Origin of the sequence: Sphaerisporangium rubeum (assembly GCF_014207705.1) — a bacterium.
Lineage (GTDB): Bacteria > Actinomycetota > Actinomycetes > Streptosporangiales > Streptosporangiaceae > Sphaerisporangium > Sphaerisporangium rubeum.
The window spans coordinates 4,445,597-4,462,535 of the sequence record NZ_JACHIU010000001.1; the positions used below are offsets into that span (position 1 = coordinate 4,445,597).

Here is a 16,939-nt window from a genome sequence, read left to right on the forward strand (position 1 = left end):
GCGCGGGGGACAGCGCGGCGGACAGCGTCCAGCGGACACGACCTTCGGCGCGCGCCTCGACGGTTCTCCCCCGCCGCCACGGCGGAAGTCACAAAGGGAAGCGCATGGTCAGATGGGTGCCGGTGCGGCCGGTGATGAGGGTCAGCTCCTTGGCCAGGCGGCGGGCCACCCACAGGCCCATGCCGCTGGTGGAGTAGTCGTGCGGCGCGGTCATGCCAGGGGTGTCGGTGATGATCCAGTGACCCTCGTCGTGGATCTGCACCACCAGGTCGCCCTCGTCGCACCAGACGCGCATACAGGCTTTGGACGTGCCGTGGGTCACGGCGTTGGTGGCCACCTCGTTGACGGCGACCAGGTAGTCGCCGACCGCGCTCTCCGGCATGCCGGCGCGGCGGGCCTGGAGTGCGGCGAAGTCACGGACGCCGGGGAGGTCCCCCACCCGGAACGTCATCTCGAAGACGGCGGTGCCGATGGGAGGGGTCGAGTCCCCGTCCGCGCGGATACGGGGATGCGGGACCTGGTCCTCGTTCACCCGATAACCGCCTCCAAGAGCGATCAGACACGGCAGGGCGTGACCCCGATAGCGCCGCCCACGTACTTCGATGAAGATACCCCCCCATACCAGGACGTCAGTGACGGTGCCCTGCGCGTTGCCCCTGCTCGCCGTTCTGTGCCCCGTATGCGGATGGTTATTCGGGCTCCCGACGCCGTTCAGTGCCCTGGATCCGGCCGCCTAATCAAAAAGGCGGCCGGATCCGTGAGAACGATCTGGTTACGCGGTCACGAGCTGCGCGCGGAGCTGGTCGAGCACCTTGCGCAGGATCCGTGAGACGTGCATCTGCGAGATGCCGAACTCGGCCGCGATCTCGGCCTGGGTCAGGTTGCCGTAGAAACGCAGGAGCAGGATGTTGCGCTCCCGCTCGGGCAGCCCGTCGATGAGCGGCTTGACGGCCTCGCGGTCCACCAGGGTGCTGAGGTCGTCGTCCTCGTCGGGGATCACGTCGCCGAGCGCGGCGGCGTCGTCGTCGGCCCCCATCGGGGCGTCGAGCGACAGGGTGCTGTACGCGGCGGACGCGTCCATCGTGAGGAGCATGTCCTCCTCGGAGATCCCCATGCGCTTGGCGAGTTCGGCGACGGTCGGGAACCGGCCGAGCTCCTGGGTGAAGTCGGCGACGAGCCGGTTCAGCTCCGAACGCCGCTCCTGGTACAGCCGCGGCACCCGGACGGCCCAGGTGCGGTCGCGGAAGTGGCGCTTCACTTCACCCGTCATGGTGACCATGGCATAGCCTCTGAAGCTGTGCCCCAGTTCGGCGTCGAACCCGTTGATCGCCTTCATGAGCCCCACGTAGGCGGCCTGAAGCAGGTCCTCCATGGGCTCGCCCCTGTGCAGGTAGCGGCGGGCGATCTCACGTGCCATGGGCAGGTGCATCTCGACGATCATCTCGCGCAGGCGAGCCTTGCGGTCCTCGGTGATGCCCGGCTCGGCGAGCTCACGCAGCAGGTCCTCGGCGGTGACGTCGGTCTGGGGGAAGATGCGGTCCTCGGCAGCCATTGCTGCTCTCCTCTTATGCCCTGCGGCGAGGCGGGACCGGCCCTGTGCATGCAGAGCAGGCATCGCCTCGCGTACTACTGTCGAGACGAGGCCCTCTGCTGGACCTCGCATCCAGTATTGCCCGAAAATCAAGAGTATTGCTACCCCCCGGGCAACAGTAATGTTGCGATGGACCCCCGAAGAGGGGCGGCGCCATGCGCCAGAGGGAAGCGGCGAGGAGGCACGTGGTGACCGTTCCAGACAGGGCAGGCGCGGCCCTGACCCTTGAGTCGAAGGTCACCGACGGGGTGCCCGTGGTCAGGGTGAGCGGCGTGCTCGACGCGACGACACGCACCCAGTTCATCGACGGCCTGGCCGAGATCACCGATGAGCACGGCCCCGACCTGGTGCTCGACCTGTCGGGTGTGACGTTCATGGACTCGCGGGCCCTCGGCCTGATCGTCCACCACTGGCAGCGCACCATGGCCGCCGAGGGCCACTTCGCGCTGGTCGGTGTGCAGTACTCGAACTCGCGGGTGATGTGGGTCACCGGTCTCGCGCAGCGGCTCCCGCTGTACGACACGCTGGAGCAGGCGCTGGCGGCCTTCCGGGCCTGAGGCCCGGCCCTCCGGGGCCGGCTCAGACCTCGGGGACGGCGCCGCCGTGCTTGCTCTGGTGCTCGGTGACCAGCAGCCGCGCGAGGTCGGCCACCTTGACCTGGTGATGCTGCGACAGGCGGCGCAGCTCGTCGAACGCCGCCTCGGCCGAACAGCCGCTCGCGTGCATGATGATGCCCTTGGCCTGGTCGATCACCGACCGGCCGGCCAGCGCCTCCTGGAGCTGAGCGGCGTCGGTGAGCACGTGGTCGTAGTCGGAGATGTTGGCGAGCGCCACCGTGAGATGCTCGGTGAGCAGCGCCGACAGCGGCCCCGCCGACCCCGGGGAGAACACGCCGGGCCGCACGGCGTACAGCCCGAGCAGCAGGATCGCGCCGTCGATGCGGACCGGCAGCGCCAGGGTGGACCGCACGCCGTGGCGCACCGCGGTGGCGGCGTAACGCGGCCAGCGGGTGTCGCGCAGCACGTCGTGCAGCAGCACGTCGCGTCCGGTCGCCAGCGCCTCGGCCGAGGGACCCTCGCCGAGGGCCTGCTCGTGGTCGACCAGCGCGATCAGGTCGCTGTGGGAGGCGGCCAGCATGAGCCGCTCCTCGCGCCGCAGCTCCACCGTGCCGCCGGCGCAGCCGGGGACCCCCACCGCGACGGCCGTGGTGATGCCTCTCAGGACGCTCTCGATCGAGGTTCCCTCGGTCACACGGCCGAGCGCCGCCAGATCGCGGGCGAGCGCCGGACTGAACATCGGCATCGTCTCCATGTGGGCCACCGCTTCCCTCGGAAGCCAGGTTAAGTCCACACGGCCGGTGCTTCGTCGCTTCGAGCCCGGCCGGTGGCGTACCGTCTAGCGGGGAGCCGCACCCCCCACAGACGCCGCACGAAGGACCCCAAGTGAGCGACCCGACCGATCTTCCGGCCCTGGAGCAGTCGCTGAGCGACCTCACCGACCGCATCGCGTCGCTGCGCGACGCGCGCGCGGCGTACCCGGACGACCCTGGTCCCACCGCCGACGCCGCGCTCGCCGAGCTCGAACTGGCCAGGGAGCTGCTGCAGTCCGCGCTCGGCGGGTCGCGCCGCCGGTCCGGCGGCAAGGACGGCGGCGCTGGCCGCGAGCTGAAGCTGCTGCGCACGCTGTACCGCGCGCTGCCGGTGCCGATCGCCGTCCTGGACTCGGCCGGCACGGTTCGGCGGGTCAACGCCGAGACCTCCCGTCTGCTCGGCAGCCCCGACGGCTACCTCACCGGACGCGCGTTCCCCCTGCTCGTGGACGTGTCGCGGCGGGCCGCGTTCCGCTCGCACCTGACCTCGGTGCTGCACACCGGCGAGGCGGCGGCGTTCCAGACCCGGCTGACCCACCAGGGCCGCGCGCACGACGTGCGGCTGGTGCTGACCCGGCTGCGCATGCCGGGTGAGCGGCAGGAGATGGTGGCCGCGATGGCGCTCCCCATCGAGGTCCGGGTGCCGGACTCGGCACGCGAGGAGGGCCACGAGCAGGGCCCTGAGGAGTCGGTGGTGATCGCGGCCGCACGCCGCAGAGAGCTGATGTCACAGCTCACCCGCCTGCTGCTGGACGAGGAAAGCCTCAGCGAGCCGGTCGCGCTGATCCGCGCGGGCCGCCTGCTGGCCTCGCAGACCGCCGACTGGGTGCTGGCCGACGTGGTGCGCGACGGCGTGGCGCGGCGGTCCCTGGTGATCGGCCCGACCAGCCAGCCCACCGGCCGCCTGGTGGCGTCGCTCGAACGCGTGGACCCCACGGCCGCGCCGCTGGTCGCCAGAGCGCTGACCGGCCAGGGCGGGGTGGTGCACGAGATGGTGGAGGACGAGTCCCTGCTCGGCGTGCTCCCCGACGGGTCCCCCGTGCTGACCGCCATGCGCGCCGGGTCGATGCTCAGCGTGCCGATCACGGCCGGGGACGAGACACAGGGGGCGATCACGCTGGTGCGGCTGCGCGACAGGCCGCCGTTCGGTCTGGCCGACCTCGCGCTGATGGAGGACGCCGGCGCGCACATCGGCCTCGCGCTGCGGGCCCAGCGGATCTTCCAGAGCCGGTCACAGGCCGCCGACACCCTCAGGACCGGGGTGCTCCCCCGCACCGTGCCTGACCTGCCGGGGTACGAGACCGCGGCCGCCTACCACGAGGGAGCGGGGCCGCGTGCGGTCGGCGGCGAGTTCTACGACGTGTACCGCGTCAAGGACGGCTGGGGTTTCGCGGTCGGCGGCGTCGTCGGCCAGGGGGACGAGGCGGCGTCGGTGACCGCGATGATCCGCGGCGGCCTGCGCGCGCTCGGCGCCGGCGAGAACGACCCCGGCGCGGTGGTGGCCCGGCTCAACGACGCGCTGGTGGCGCAGGACACCGGCATGTTCGTCATGGTGGCCGCCGGGTTCGTCCCGGCCAAGGGCCGTGCGGGCCGGGTGCGCCTGGCGTCGGCCGGCAACCACGCGCCTGCGGTGCTGCGCGGCGACGGCGGCGTGCGGTTCACCGAGGGTGGCGGCATGCCGCTCGGCATCGAGACCGGCACCGAGTTCCCCGTGGAGGAGGTCGCGCTGGCGCAGGGGGAGACTTTGGTGCTGTACTCCGACGGGCTCGCCGGTTCGCGGGGCCGCGCCGGTCAGGCCGAGCTGCCGTACGGCGAGGGACGGCTCACCGACGTGCTCACGCGGTGCTCGGGCCAGGCCGCGGCGGCCGTGGTGAAGGCCGTCGACGACGACCACCTGGCGTTCTGCGGCGGCCAGGTGCTGGACGAGACGACGGTGTTCGCGCTGCGTAGGGTGCGCTGACCCGGGTAGACGGATTCGGGAATTTTTTTTCCGCAAAGGGGTTTGCAGCGCTCGGTAGATCGGTACACTGACTCACGTATTCTTTTCGTGCCTAAGACGCAGGCACACTCAGACTCACGTCGGCCCATGAGGCCTGATCCACCCTGAGGTGTGCCGTGAAGATCGCCATTGTCGCGCTGCACGAACTTCCCTCCGACCTCCCGGCCATCGCCCGCGAGTTCCCCGGTGCCCACAAAGTCACCGTCTACACCCGCCGTGACGGCACCGACCGCAAGCCCCGTGTGAAGGCGTCGAGCAAGGTGACCGTCGAGTACGTCGCCGCCGGCCCCGCGCACCCCCTCGCCGAGCACGACCTGACCCCGCACATCGCCGAGTTCAGCGCGCACCTGGCGGCGCGGTGGCGCAAGGACCGGCCGGATGTCGTGCACGCCTTCTCGTGGACCGGTGGTCTCGCCGCCGTCGCCGCCACCGAGGGTCTCGGCATCCCGCTCGTGCAGAGCTTCCCGGCGCTCGGCAGCGCCGCGCGCCGCCGGCCGATCACCCGCACCGCCGCCGCCGACCGCGCCGCCGCGGCCCGCGTGCGGGTGGAGCGCGCGATCGGCCGCCGCGCCGACGCGGTGGTGGCGAGCTGCGCCGCCGAGGCCGCCGAGCTGATCAGGCTCGGCGTGCCGCGCGGCCACATCGTGGTCGTCCCGCACGGCGTGGACGTCGAGCGCTTCCGCCGGCAGGGCCCGGCCGCGCCGCACGGCGACAGCCCCCGGCTGCTGTTCGTCGGCTCGCTCGCCCCCGAAGGCGGCGCCGCCGTCGCGATCCGCGCGCTGGACGGCGTCCCCGGCGCCGAGCTGGTCGTCGCCGGTGACGGCACAGGCGAGGAGTACATCGAGCGGCTGCGCGTCCTCGCCAAGGAATGCGGTGTCGAGGACCGGGTCACGCTGCTCGCCTCGGTGCCGCCGGCGTCGCTGCCGAAGATGATGCGCGGCGCCGACATCGTGCTGTCCCTGCCGGCCACCGCACCTGAGGGCAAGATCGCGCTGCAGGCCATGGCCTGCGGCGTCCCGGTCATCGCGACCGCGGTCGGCGCGCACGCCGACTCGGTGGTGGACGGCGTCACCGGTCTGCTGGTCCGTCCCGGCGACCCGGCCCTGCTGGCTCTGCGCGCTCGCCGCCTGCTCGGCGACCTGACCCGCCGCACCGCCATGGGCTTCGCCGGCGCCGACCGGGCCAGGTCCCGGTACGCGCTGGAGCGCATCGCGCGCGAGCTGGTCCGGGTGTACGAGCACGCCACCGGTCAGGCCCAGCCCATGGAGGCCCTGGACACCGAGGCCGAGGAGTCGGAAGCCGCCTGATCCCCGCAGACGACGGAAGGCCGCCGGGTCCGGGCCCGGCGGCCTTCCGTCATGCTGGGGCCGGTCTCGGCGGCCGGCTCAGGCGCCGGTCTCACGGGCCGGTTCTCGCAGGCCGGCCTCACTCCGCGAAGCGGGCCATCCGGCGGATCTTGTTCATGGCGTCCAGCGCGGCCACCTTGTAGGACTCGGCGAGGGTCGGGTAGTTGAACACCGCGTCCACCAGGTAGTCCACCGTGCCGCCGCAGCCCATGACGGCCTGGCCGATGTGCAGCAGCTCGGTGGCGCCGGTGCCGAAGACGTGCACGCCGAGCAGCGCGCGGTCCTCGGGGGACACCAGCAGCTTCAGCATGCCGTAGGTGTCGCCGATGATCTGGCCGCGGGCCAGCTCGCGGTAGCGGGACACCCCGACCTCGAACGGGATGTGCGAGCCGGTCAGCTCGTCCTCGGTCTTCCCGATGAAGCTGATCTCCGGGATGGTGTAGATGCCGATGGGCTGCTGGTGCGACAGCGCCTTGATCGGCTCGCCGCAGGCGTGGTGGCCGGCGATGCGGCCCTGCTCCATCGAGGTGGCGGCCAGGGACGGGAAGCCGATGACGTCCCCCACGGCGTAGATGTGCGGCACCGCGGTGCGGTAGTTCTCGTCCACGCCGATCCGGCCGCGGTCGTCGGCGCCGAGCCCGGCCGCCTCCAGGCCGAGGCCGTCGGTCATGCCCTGGCGGCCCGCCGAGTACATGACGGTCTCCGCGGGGATCTTCTTGCCGCTCTCCAGCACGGTGACGCAGCCGCGGGCCCGCCGCTCCACCGCCGCGACGGTCTCGCCGAACCGGAACGTGACCGCGAGGTCCCGCAGGTGGTACTTGAGCGCCTCGACGACTTCGAGGTCGCAGAAGTCCAGCATGCGGTCGCGCCGCTCCACCACCGTGACCTTGGTGCCGAGCGCGGCGAACATGGAGGCGTACTCGATGCCGATGACCCCGGCGCCGACCACCACCATCGAGTCCGGCACGCGGTCCAGCCGCACCATGCCGTCGGAGTCGATGACCGTGCGGTCGTCGAACTCGACGCTGGCGGGCCGGGCCGGCCGGGTGCCCGTCGCGATGATGATCTTGTCGGCGGTGACCTTGACCTCTTTGCCCTGGTCGTCCACCACCTCGATGGTGTGCGGGTCGAGGAACCGGCCGAGGCCCGGCAGCACGCTGACCCGGTTGCGTACGAGCTGGCTGCGGATGACGTCGACCTCTCGCCCCACCACGTGCGCGGTGCGGGTGGTGAGGTCGGCGATCGTGATCTCCTCCTTCAGCCGGTAGCTCTGGCCGTACATCTCACGCTGGTTGAGGCCGGTGAGGTACAGCACCGCCTCGCGCATCGTCTTGGAGGGGATGGTGCCGGTGTTGATGCACACTCCGCCGATCATGTCGCGTCGTTCGACCATCGCCACGCGGCGTTCCAGTTTGGCGGCCGCGATGGCGGCTTTTTGACCCCCGGGCCCGGAGCCCAGTACAAGAACCTCGAAATCGGACACAACGCTAAGTGTGCGGCTAACGACGGAATACGGGAAGCTGTGCGATCGGCCGCAGGGTGAACAGCCCTTTTCCGGCCGATGTCCCAAAGCGGACGGGGGAATTGACCGGTGATGGAACACCAAATGGTGATAACGCTGTGATCGAGGCGCATCGCTTGCTTACATGGGCCCATGGCGTTTCGTACCGCACATCTGATCGTCGCGGCGGCGACGACGCTGAGCCTGTGTCCCACCCCCGGCGCCGACGGCCACGATCCGGTCCGTCCGGCCGGCCGGGGGCAGGCGCGTGAGGCGGCGCCGTCGTACCCGCCGCACGCGCCTCCTGTGTACGGCCGCCCCTGGGATCAGCCCCCGCCGCGGAGCCGAGAGACCGCGGGCCCCGACAGGCCGCCGCCTCCGGTAGGCGGCTGGGTGCCGGGCTCGCCGCCCCTGACCGGCGGCCCCACCCCCACGGCGTGGCCGGTCTCCCCCGCGCCGCGGCCACCGGCGTCCACCCCGCCCGCTCCCCCGCCGGCGTCCGCTCCCCCGTCCGGGAGCCCCGCGCCGCGTACCGACCCCAAGTGGGGTGACCCGATCTTCGTGGAGAACTTCGACGGCACCGCGATCGACCGGAGCCGCTGGGAGGTCTACCACTCCCCCGACGCCAAGGTGAACCCGCGCACCTCCCAGGCCACCACCGTGCACGACGGCACACTGCACATGATCGGCGGCTTCTACGGCGGCAAGGACCTCTCCGGCGGCGTCGCCAACACGCTGAGCCAGACCTACGGCCGCTACGAGGTCCGCTTCCGCGGCGAGGCCGGCGCGGGGTACTCCCTGGTCGCGCTGCTGTGGGCCGCGAACGACGCCGACGGGTACGCCGAGGTCAACTTCGCGGAGGTCATCGACCCGACCCGGCAGACCAGCGGCCTGTTCGTCCACCGCGGCGAGGCCCCGCAGGCGCAGAGCCTGATGCGCGCCGACTTCACCAAGTGGCACACCGTGGCGGTCGACTGGCTGCCGGGACGGCTGACGTTCTGGCTGGACGGCCGCCAGGTGTGGGACTACACCGGGTCACTGGTCCCCGCGCAGCCCATGCAGCTCACCCTGCAGAACGACGTGGTGTGCAACGAGTGGTCGCCGTGCCGGAACGCCTCCACCCCGAAGACGGTGTCGATGTGGGTCGACTGGGTGCGGGTGTTCCGCGCTCCGAGCGGCACGGGCGGCGGCGGCGCGGCGCTGAGCTAGCCGGAGCGGGTCAGCCGAGCAGGGTGGCGGCCTTCAGCGCCAGGTGCAGCGTGAGCCGGTCCTCACCGCTCGCGAGGTCGAGGCCCGTGACGCGGCCGGCCTTGGCGAGCCGGTAGTACAGGGTCTGCCGGTGCACGCCGAGCGCCTGCGCCGTCTCCCTGGCCCGGCCACCGTGGCCGAGGTACGCCTCGACGGTGCGGGCCAGCTCGGCGTCCAGCGGCGCGCCGGCGGCGGCGAGCTCGGTCAGCTCGGCGGGTGACAGGCGAACCAGCAGCCGGTACGCGCCGAGTGCCGTCCACTCGGCGACCGGCGCGAACGCCGGCACCCGCTGCGCGGCGCGCAACGCCAGCGTCGCCTCCCGCCAGCTGCGCCACACCTCGTTCCCGTCGTCGCGCGGCGCGCCGATCCCCGCCGCCGTGCCGTACATCGCGCGCACGGTCGCGGCGACCGCGCGGGCCTGCGGGGCCGGGGCCAACACCGCGGTGACCGGGTCACCGGGGTCGGCGAGCACACCGCGCGGCAGCGTCCACAGCGGCGCCACCCGGCCGTACGCGCTGCGCACCGCGATCGCCGCGACCGGCGGCGTGAGGTCGAGACCGGAGGCGGCCCGCACCTCGGGATCGGCCGACAGCAGGTCACGCAGCCGCTCACCGAGGTCCTGGCGGCTGCGCGCCTCCCTGGCCAGCGCCGCCGCCGCGCGCTCCACCATCGGCGCCGCCGGCGCCAGCCGCTCGTCGTCCAGGTCGCCGGAGTCGAGCAGCCACAGGTACCCGTACGTCACGCCACCGTGCCGCAGCGGCACGCAGACCCGGGCCAGCACCCCGAGCCCCCGGTCGGCCGGGATGCGCACCGGCCCGGTGGCGGCCGCGATGCCGTAGCCCTCGAAGTAGGCCCGCACCTCGTCCGACGCGCGCCGCCGCAGGATCGAGTCCCGCCGCACCGTGTCGATCTGCCCCTCGATGTCCCCGCTGTACGCCGCGTACGCGAGGAGCTGGAAGGCCCGGTCCTCCAGCGTGGCCGGCGCGCCGAGCACCCGCGCGACGTCCTCGACCAGTTCCTGCAAATCCACCGTTCCATTGTCATACATCTGTATGAAGCGGGTAGCCGTCGGACGTGGCGTCTGTCGATGGATGCCGTTGAACTGCGGATTTAGGCTGGTGAGCATGCTCGGTCAGGTACTTCTCGCGGCGTCGCGCAGCCCTCTGGCCCGCCGCGCGGTCTCCGGTTTCCCGGTGACCCGGCGGGTCGTGGACCGGTTCGTGGCCGGTGAGGACGCCGGGGACGCGCTCACGGCCGTCCGGCGGCTCACCGGGGCCGGTCTCACGGTCACCCTGGACCACCTCGGCGAGGAGACCAGGGACGCCAGAGCCGCCGCCGAGGCGGTCAAGGCGTACATCTCCATGCTGGACGCGCTGCGGCCGCTCGGGCTCGGCACGCGCGCCGAGGTGTCGGTGAAGCTGTCGGCGGTCGGCCAGATGCTCGACCACGCGATGGCGCTCGACCACGCCGGGGAGATCTGCGCCGCCGCGCGGGACGCCGGCACCACCGTGACACTGGACATGGAGGACCACACCACCGTCGACTCCACGTTGTCGGTGCTGCGGTCCCTGCGCGCGGACTTCCCCGCCACCGGGGTGGCCGTGCAGGCGTGCCTGCGGCGCAGTGAGAGCGACCTGCGCGACCTCGCGCGTGAGGGGTCACGGGTGCGCCTGGTCAAGGGGGCCTACGCCGAGCCGGCGAGTGTGGCGTTCCGCCGCAGGCACGAGGTGGACCTCGCGTACGTCCGGTGTCTGCGCGTCCTCATGGAGGGCAAGGGCTACCCGATGGTCGCCACGCACGACGACCGGCTGATCGGCGTCGCCGAGATGCTCGCCGACGACAACGGCAGGGAACGTGGCTCCTTCGAGTTCCAGATGCTGTACGGCATCAGGACCGACAAGCAGGCCGAGCTGGCCCGCGGCGGCGCCACCGTCCGCGTGTACGTGCCGTACGGCGACGACTGGTACGGCTACTTCATGCGCCGCCTCGCCGAGCGTCCCGCCAACGTCGCCTTCTTCCTGCGTTCCCTCCGCTCCAAGTGACGCCTGCTTCCGTTCAAGTGAGGTCTGCCATGGATGCCGTCAGCAACGTCCCGGTCCCGGCCAACGAGCCGGTACGCGGCTACCCTCCCGGTGGCGCCGACCGGGCCGCACTGGAGAGCCGCGTCAAGGAGCTGTCCGGCGGCGGGCCCGCCGAGCTGACGATGACCATCGGCGGGGAGCGGCGCATGGCGTCCGGCCCGCTGATCGACGTCGTGCAGCCGCACAACCACGGCCACGTGCTCGGCCGCACCGGCGACGCCTCCGCGGCGGACGTGCGGTCCGCGGTCGACGCGGCGCTGGCGGCGGCCCCGGCGTGGCGCGCGCTGCCGTTCGACGAGCGCGCGGCGATCTTCCTGCGGGCCGCGGACCTGCTGGCGGGGCCGTGGCGCGCGACGCTGAACGCCGCGACCATCCTCGGCCAGTCCAAGTCGGCGCACCAGGCCGAGATCGACGCGGCCTGCGAGCTGATCGACTTCCTGCGGTTCAACGTGGCCTTCGCGCGGCGGATCCTCGGTGAGCAGCCGATCTCGTCCCCCGGTGTGTGGAACCGCATGGAGTACCGGCCGCTCGAAGGTTTCGTGCTGGCGATCACACCGTTCAACTTCACCGCCATCGCCGCCAACCTGCCGGCGTCCGCCGCGCTGATGGGGAACGTCGTGGTGTGGAAGCCGTCGCCGACCCAGCAGTTCGCCGCGCACCACACCATGCGGCTGCTGGAGGAGGCCGGCCTGCCACCCGGCGTCATCAACATGGTGACCGGCAACGGCGCCGGGGTGTCGGAGGCCGCGGTGACCCACCCCGAGCTCGCCGGGATCCACTTCACCGGGTCCACGGCCACCTTCCAGCACCTGTGGAGCACGGTCGGCGCCGGCATCGCGACGTACCGGAGCTACCCGCGGCTGGTCGGCGAGACCGGCGGCAAGGACTTCGTGGTGGCCCACTCCTCCGCCGACCCGGCGGTGCTGATCCCCTCGCTGGTGCGCGGCGCGTTCGAGTACCAGGGCCAGAAGTGCTCGGCGGCGTCCCGCGCGTACGTCCCGAGGTCGCTGTGGACGCGGATCAAGGACGACCTGGTCGGCGCCGCCGAGTCGCTGAGCGTCGGCGACGTCGCCGCCGACCTGTCGACGTTCATGGGTGCCGTGATCGACGCGCGGTCCTTCGCCAGGAACAAGGCCGCCATCGACCGCGCCAGGACCACCTCCTCCATCGAGGTCCTCACCGGCTCCTACGACGACACCACCGGCTACTTCGTGCGGCCCACCGTGCTCACCGGCACCGACCCCGCCGACGAGGTCTTCGTCAAGGAGTACTTCGGCCCCGTCCTCGCCGTCCACGTGTACGACGACGACCGCTACGACACCGTTCTCGACCAGATGGAGAGCGTCTCCCCGTACGCGCTGACCGGCTCGGTCATCGCGCGCGACCGCTACGCCATCGAGCAGGCCACCCAGCGCCTCCGCTTCGCCGCCGGCAACTTCTACGTCAACGACAAGCCCACCGGCGCCGTCGTCGGCCAGCAGCCCTTCGGCGGCGCACGCGCCTCGGGAACCAACGACAAGGCCGGCTCCATCTACAACCTGATCCGCTGGACCAGCCCCCGCTCCGTCAAGGAGACCCTGGCCCTCAAGCCGATCACCGGGCCGTACCGCGGCGACATCCCCATGTGAGCCGTGAGCTCTAGTGGCCCCGGAAGGCCTCCTCCAGCCACCAGGAGGGGTGGTCGGCGGTGACCTTGCCGTGGATCAGGAGGGGACGGTCGCGGGGGCCGTCCAGCCAGGTCGTCACGGGGGTGAGGTCGGCGGCGGAGGTCACGGTCACGGCGTCGCAGCCGAAGCCGCGCGCGATGGCGGCGAGGTCGGCGGGTGGGAAGCGCACGTGGTCCAGCGGGTGGCCGTGCGGGCCGAAGTGGTGGACCTCGGCGCCGTACGCCTCGTCGTCGTAGATCACGATGACCATGGGGAGGCCGAGGCGGACGACCGTCTCCAGCTCGGCGATCCCCATCAGCGCGCCGCCGTCGCCGAGGGCCGCCACGGGAAGGCGGCCGGGACGGGCCAGTGCCGCGCCGATCGCGGTGGCGAGGCCGAGGCCGACCGACTGGAAGGCCTGGGTGAAGCAGAAGCCGTTCTCGTCGGGGACGGACAGGAACATCGACGGGTATCCCATGAAGTTGCCGGAGTCCACGGCGAGCACGCGCTCGGCCGGCAGCAGGTCGTCCAGTGCGATGGACAGGGTGCGGGGGTCGATGCGGCCGCCGCCGGTGGTGTCGGTGTACGGCACATCCCGCCAGGCGATCTCACCGGCGATGCGCGCGGCCAGCTCGGGGGTGCGCCGGCCGGGGCTCTCGGCCAGCAAGGCGGTGACGGCGCGAGCCGTCGCGGCGGCGTCGCCGGTGACGGTCAGGTCGGCGCGGTGGTGCGCGCCGAGGGCCGCCGGGTCGGTGTCGACCTGGACGACGGTGGTGGACGGGCCGATCAGTGCGCCGTGCCGGGTGGTCCACATGTTCAGCGCGCAGCCGAAGGACACCACGACGTCGGCGCCGCGGATCAGCTCGGCGGCGAGCGGTGAGGCGAACCCGCCGCCGACGCCGAGGTCCCAGGGGGACCCGTTGAACAGGCCGCGCGCGACGGCCGAGGTGGCGAGCAGCGCGCCGGCGCGGTCGGCCAGCGCCTCGATCTCGGCTCTGGCCCGCCTCGCGCCGCGTCCCGCGATGAACACCGGTCGCCGCGCTCCGGCGAGCGACCCGGCCAGGGCACGCGCGGACTCGGCGGACGGCTCAGGAGCGGCGGACACGCCGTCCACAGCCGCACCGCCGTCCAGGACCGCACCGCGCGCCACGACCGTGCCGCCGTCCGCCGGGCCGTCCACCGGGCCGTCCACCGGGCCGGCCCCCGGCGGACCTCCGGGTACGGCGGTGCCTGGCCGCCACGTCGTCTCCTGGCTCTGGACGGCCAGAGGCATGTTCAGCAGCACGGTGCGCCGTTCCCCTGTGGCCAGCCGGTAGGCGCGGACCGCGTCGGCGACCGCCGTACCGGCCGACTCCAGCCGGACGGCGACCGCGCCGACGGCCTCGGCGAGCGCGCTCTGGCCGATGTGGAAGTTGGAGCGCGGCTGGTCGGCCTCGGCGGCGAGGATCAGCAGCGGGGTGCGGCTCTTGGCGGCCTCGGTGACGCCGGTGAGCGCGTTGGTCAGGCCGGGGCCCTGGTGGACGGTGAGCACACCGGTCTCGCCGCTGAGCCTGGCGTAGGCGTCGGCCATGGTGGCGGCGCCACCCTCGTGCCGCGCGGCGACGAACCGGGCCCCGTGCTCGGTGAGCGCGTTGGTGACGTGGAAGTTGCCACTGCCGACCACGCCGAACACCGTGCGGACGCCGAGCCCCGCGAGCGCCGCGCCGACGGCCCGCGCGACGATCATCGTTCGACGAGCGCGAGCACCCGGACCGGGCTGCCGGACCCGCCGACGATCGGCAGCGGCGGCGCCACCACGACCGCGCCGGTGACCGGCAGCCGGTCGAGGTTGCGCAACTGGGTCAGTCCGTACTTGCCGGCGCCGAGCAGGAACGAGTGGCAGGGGAACGCCGGGTCGAAGGAGTGCGCGGCCCCGGCGTCGGTGCCGACGGTCTCCACGCCGAGCCCCGCGATCGGGGTCTCCTCCGCGAGCCACCTGGCGCACTCCACCGAGATGCCGGGGGTGTGCGGCCCCGTCTCGTTCGCGTTGAGGAACTCACCCTGATCCTGCGCGCGGCTGTCCCAGCCGGTGCGGTACAGCAGCCAGCCGCCGTCCGGCAGCGGTCCGTTGACGCTCTCCCACTCCTTGACGTGGCCGATCTGGAGCAGGAAATCGGGGTCGGCCGCCGCCTCGGCGGCGAAGTCGAGCACCACGGCGGGGCCGATGAGCCGCGCCGGCGGGACCTGCGCGACGTCCTCGCCGTCCTTGCCGGTGACCCAGTGGACCGGCGCGTCGAAGTGGGTGCCGGTGTGCTCGCCGGTGGTGATGTCGTTCCAGTACCACGCGGGCCCGCGGTCGTCGTACCGGCTGATCTCGGTGAGCCGGAACGGCACGGTGTTGCCGAACGGCTCAGGCAGCATCAGGATCGGCGTCGCCTCGCTCAGCGGCGCGGTGAGGTCGACCACCTCGACCGTCCCGCTCCTGATGGCCTCGACAAGTTCGCGCAACACCGCCATGTGCTCTGCCTTCCGCTTCGTGGTGACCCGCTCCGATCCTGCCGCGCCGGAGGGATTCCCGCCACCATCCGCTGCCACTCAGGCATCATCGACCCCAATCTGCCCCGATCGGGCTGCTACCGGACAGCGCGGTACGGGACACCGCCGGTCCCACAGCGCGGACGGCAGGGGTCAGTCGGTGGACAGGGGCAGGCGTTCGGGCTGGACGTAGAGCTTGTTGGCGTACTCGGGGCCGTAGTAGCGCTGGAGTTCGGCCAGGGACTCGGTGGTCTCGGGCATGCTGCTGACGATCTCGGCGTGAGAGGGGAGCGCGTCGGGGTCCCAGGTCTCGGGGTTCCACAGGCCGGAGCGGAGGAAGGCCTTGGCGCAGTGGAAGAAGATCTGCTCGATGTCCACGATCACGGCGAGGCGGGGCCGGTGGTTCTTGACGGTCAGCTGGTCGAAGAACGGCGCGTCGCGGACCAGCCGCGCGCGGCCGTTGACGCGCAGGGTCTCGGTGCGGCCGGGGATGAGGTAGATGAGGCCGATGTGCGGGTTCTCAAGGATGTTGAGGAAACTGTCGACGCGGCGGTTGCCCGGACGGTCGGGGATGACGATGGTGGTGTCGTCGAGGACCAGGGTGAAGCCGGGTGGGTCGCCCTTCGGGGACACGTCGCAGGTGCCGTCGGCGCCGGCGGTGGCGATGAGGCAGAAAGGGGACAGGGACAGCCATTCCTTGTCGCGGTCGTGCAGGACGACGCGCTCCTTGGTGATCGCGCGGGGGACGGGGGCCCCGATCATCTCGCGCAGTTCGGCCTGTGAGGTGATCTCGGCGATCTCCGGGGTGACGGTCACGGCAGGTCTCCTCGGCTAGGGACGGGAAACTGCCGTCAACACTAACCCGAGCCCTCCGGCCTGACACGGACGCGTGATCGCCGCGGGCCCCGGTTCGAGCGGCGTGGCGGCGCTGCGGCAGGATGGCCGGCATGGCTTCGCAGTCGCGGCACATCAGCGAGCGGATCGACCGGCAGGCGGCCGACGTGTACGGCTACACGTCGGACCCGGCCCACCTCCCCGCGTGGGCTCCGGGCCTCGGTGACTCGGTGGAGCACGAGGACGGCCGGTGGTACGTGCGCACCCCGGCGGGCCGGGCCGGCTTCGCCTTCGCCGAACGCAACGACTTCGGCGTGCTCGACCACGACGTCACGCTCCCGTCCGGCGAGGTCGTGCACATCCCCATGCGTGTCATCCCCGACGGCGACGCCTGCGAGGTGGTCTTCACCCTGCGCCGCCTCCCCGGCATGAGCGACGACGACCTCACCCGCGACGCCGGCCTCGTCCAGGCCGACCTCGCCAGGCTCAAGCACATCCTCGAAGCCGGCGGCTGACCGGCCGGTCACTTCCAGCGGAAGTACACGAACAGGCGGCCGTGGTTCTTGGCGTCCTTGTCGATGCGGTGGTAGAGGGCTTTGATCTCTTTCTGGTCCAGGAAGCGGAGCACCTTCTTCTTGAGCTGGCCGGAGCCCTTGCCGGGGATGATCTCGACCTCGGTGGCCTTGACGCGGATGGCCTCCTGGATGATGCCGTGGAGGGCTCGGTCGATCTGGTCGCCCTTGTTATAGATGTCGTGGAGATCGAGCTTCAGCTTCACGCGGCCGATTGTACGCACCTTGGCGTTTTGGA

At 72.1% G+C, this 16,939-nt stretch carries 16 protein-coding genes; 7 read left to right on the top strand and 9 right to left on the bottom strand.

Annotation, left to right across the window (positions count from 1 at the left end; all coding sequences use genetic code 11):
• Positions 1–88 precede the first annotated feature (88 nt).
• Positions 89–532, bottom strand: coding sequence for an ATP-binding protein (locus BJ992_RS19065; protein ID WP_343072745.1), 444 nt, complete (start codon positions 530–532; stop codon positions 89–91).
• Between the two features lie 240 nt (positions 533–772).
• The gene (locus BJ992_RS19070; RefSeq protein WP_184982881.1) at positions 773–1,552 is read right to left on the bottom strand and encodes a SigB/SigF/SigG family RNA polymerase sigma factor; all 780 of its coding nucleotides are present in this window, start codon (positions 1,550–1,552) and stop codon (positions 773–775) included.
• A 227-nt stretch (positions 1,553–1,779) separates the two neighbouring features.
• Here BJ992_RS19070 and BJ992_RS19075 point away from each other — a divergent pair, with 227 nt between their 5' ends.
• Positions 1,780–2,148, top strand: a complete 369-nt coding sequence (locus BJ992_RS19075) for an STAS domain-containing protein (RefSeq protein ID WP_343072746.1) — start codon at positions 1,780–1,782, stop codon at positions 2,146–2,148.
• A gap of 22 nt (positions 2,149–2,170) precedes the next feature.
• Here the strand turns inward: BJ992_RS19075 and BJ992_RS19080 are convergent, their stop codons facing one another.
• Positions 2,171–2,902, bottom strand: coding sequence for a GAF and ANTAR domain-containing protein (locus BJ992_RS19080; protein ID WP_246496716.1), 732 nt, complete (start codon positions 2,900–2,902; stop codon positions 2,171–2,173).
• A gap of 131 nt (positions 2,903–3,033) precedes the next feature.
• Between BJ992_RS19080 and BJ992_RS19085 the strand changes: the two genes are divergently transcribed.
• Both BJ992_RS19085 and BJ992_RS19090 read left to right on the top strand, forming a co-directional pair.
• Positions 3,034–4,920 carry a SpoIIE family protein phosphatase gene (locus BJ992_RS19085; protein ID WP_184982885.1) on the top strand — a complete coding sequence of 629 codons (1,887 nt, stop codon included), beginning with the start codon at positions 3,034–3,036 and terminating at the stop codon, positions 4,918–4,920.
• A gap of 155 nt (positions 4,921–5,075) precedes the next feature.
• Entirely contained in the window at positions 5,076–6,266 is a 1,191-nt protein-coding gene (locus BJ992_RS19090) for a glycosyltransferase (protein WP_184982887.1), read from the top strand.
• A gap of 118 nt (positions 6,267–6,384) precedes the next feature.
• Here BJ992_RS19090 and sthA read toward each other — a convergent pair whose 3' ends face one another.
• Positions 6,385–7,788, bottom strand: a complete 1,404-nt coding sequence (gene sthA / locus BJ992_RS19095; protein ID WP_184982889.1) for a Si-specific NAD(P)(+) transhydrogenase — start codon at positions 7,786–7,788, stop codon at positions 6,385–6,387.
• Positions 7,789–7,959: 171 nt separating this feature from the next.
• Between sthA and BJ992_RS19100 the strand changes: the two genes are divergently transcribed.
• Positions 7,960–9,015 carry a glycoside hydrolase family 16 protein gene (locus tag BJ992_RS19100; RefSeq protein WP_184982891.1) on the top strand — a complete coding sequence of 352 codons (1,056 nt, stop codon included), beginning with the start codon at positions 7,960–7,962 and terminating at the stop codon, positions 9,013–9,015.
• A gap of 10 nt (positions 9,016–9,025) precedes the next feature.
• Here BJ992_RS19100 and BJ992_RS19105 read toward each other — a convergent pair whose 3' ends face one another.
• Positions 9,026–10,084 carry a PucR family transcriptional regulator gene (locus tag BJ992_RS19105; RefSeq protein ID WP_343072747.1) on the bottom strand — a complete coding sequence of 353 codons (1,059 nt, stop codon included), beginning with the start codon at positions 10,082–10,084 and terminating at the stop codon, positions 9,026–9,028.
• Positions 10,085–10,178: 94 nt separating this feature from the next.
• Between BJ992_RS19105 and BJ992_RS19110 the strand changes: the two genes are divergently transcribed.
• On the top strand, positions 10,179–11,096 hold the full coding sequence (locus BJ992_RS19110; protein ID WP_184982895.1) for a proline dehydrogenase family protein: 918 nt from the start codon (positions 10,179–10,181) through the stop codon (positions 11,094–11,096).
• A gap of 29 nt (positions 11,097–11,125) precedes the next feature.
• Positions 11,126–12,763, top strand: a complete 1,638-nt coding sequence (gene pruA, locus BJ992_RS19115; RefSeq protein ID WP_184982897.1) for an L-glutamate gamma-semialdehyde dehydrogenase — start codon at positions 11,126–11,128, stop codon at positions 12,761–12,763.
• A 10-nt stretch (positions 12,764–12,773) separates the two neighbouring features.
• Here pruA and BJ992_RS19120 read toward each other — a convergent pair whose 3' ends face one another.
• The 3 genes from BJ992_RS19120 to BJ992_RS19130 form a co-directional block, all read right to left on the bottom strand.
• The gene (locus BJ992_RS19120; protein WP_184982899.1) at positions 12,774–14,507 is read right to left on the bottom strand and encodes a thiamine pyrophosphate-binding protein; all 1,734 of its coding nucleotides are present in this window, start codon (positions 14,505–14,507) and stop codon (positions 12,774–12,776) included.
• A complete protein-coding gene (locus BJ992_RS19125) occupies positions 14,504–15,277 on the bottom strand; it encodes a cyclase family protein (RefSeq protein WP_184982901.1) in 774 nt (257 codons plus the stop codon). The genes BJ992_RS19120 and BJ992_RS19125 overlap by 4 nt, the downstream gene beginning before the upstream one ends.
• Before the next feature lie 171 nt (positions 15,278–15,448).
• Entirely contained in the window at positions 15,449–16,057 is a 609-nt protein-coding gene (locus tag BJ992_RS19130) for a pyridoxamine 5'-phosphate oxidase family protein (RefSeq protein ID WP_184988499.1), read from the bottom strand.
• A 185-nt stretch (positions 16,058–16,242) separates the two neighbouring features.
• Here BJ992_RS19130 and BJ992_RS19135 point away from each other — a divergent pair, with 185 nt between their 5' ends.
• A complete protein-coding gene (locus BJ992_RS19135; protein ID WP_184982903.1) occupies positions 16,243–16,644 on the top strand; it encodes an SRPBCC family protein in 402 nt (133 codons plus the stop codon).
• Positions 16,645–16,652: 8 nt separating this feature from the next.
• Here BJ992_RS19135 and BJ992_RS19140 read toward each other — a convergent pair whose 3' ends face one another.
• On the bottom strand, positions 16,653–16,907 hold the full coding sequence (locus tag BJ992_RS19140) for a Smr/MutS family protein (protein WP_184982905.1): 255 nt from the start codon (positions 16,905–16,907) through the stop codon (positions 16,653–16,655).
• Positions 16,908–16,939: the final 32 nt, after the last annotated feature.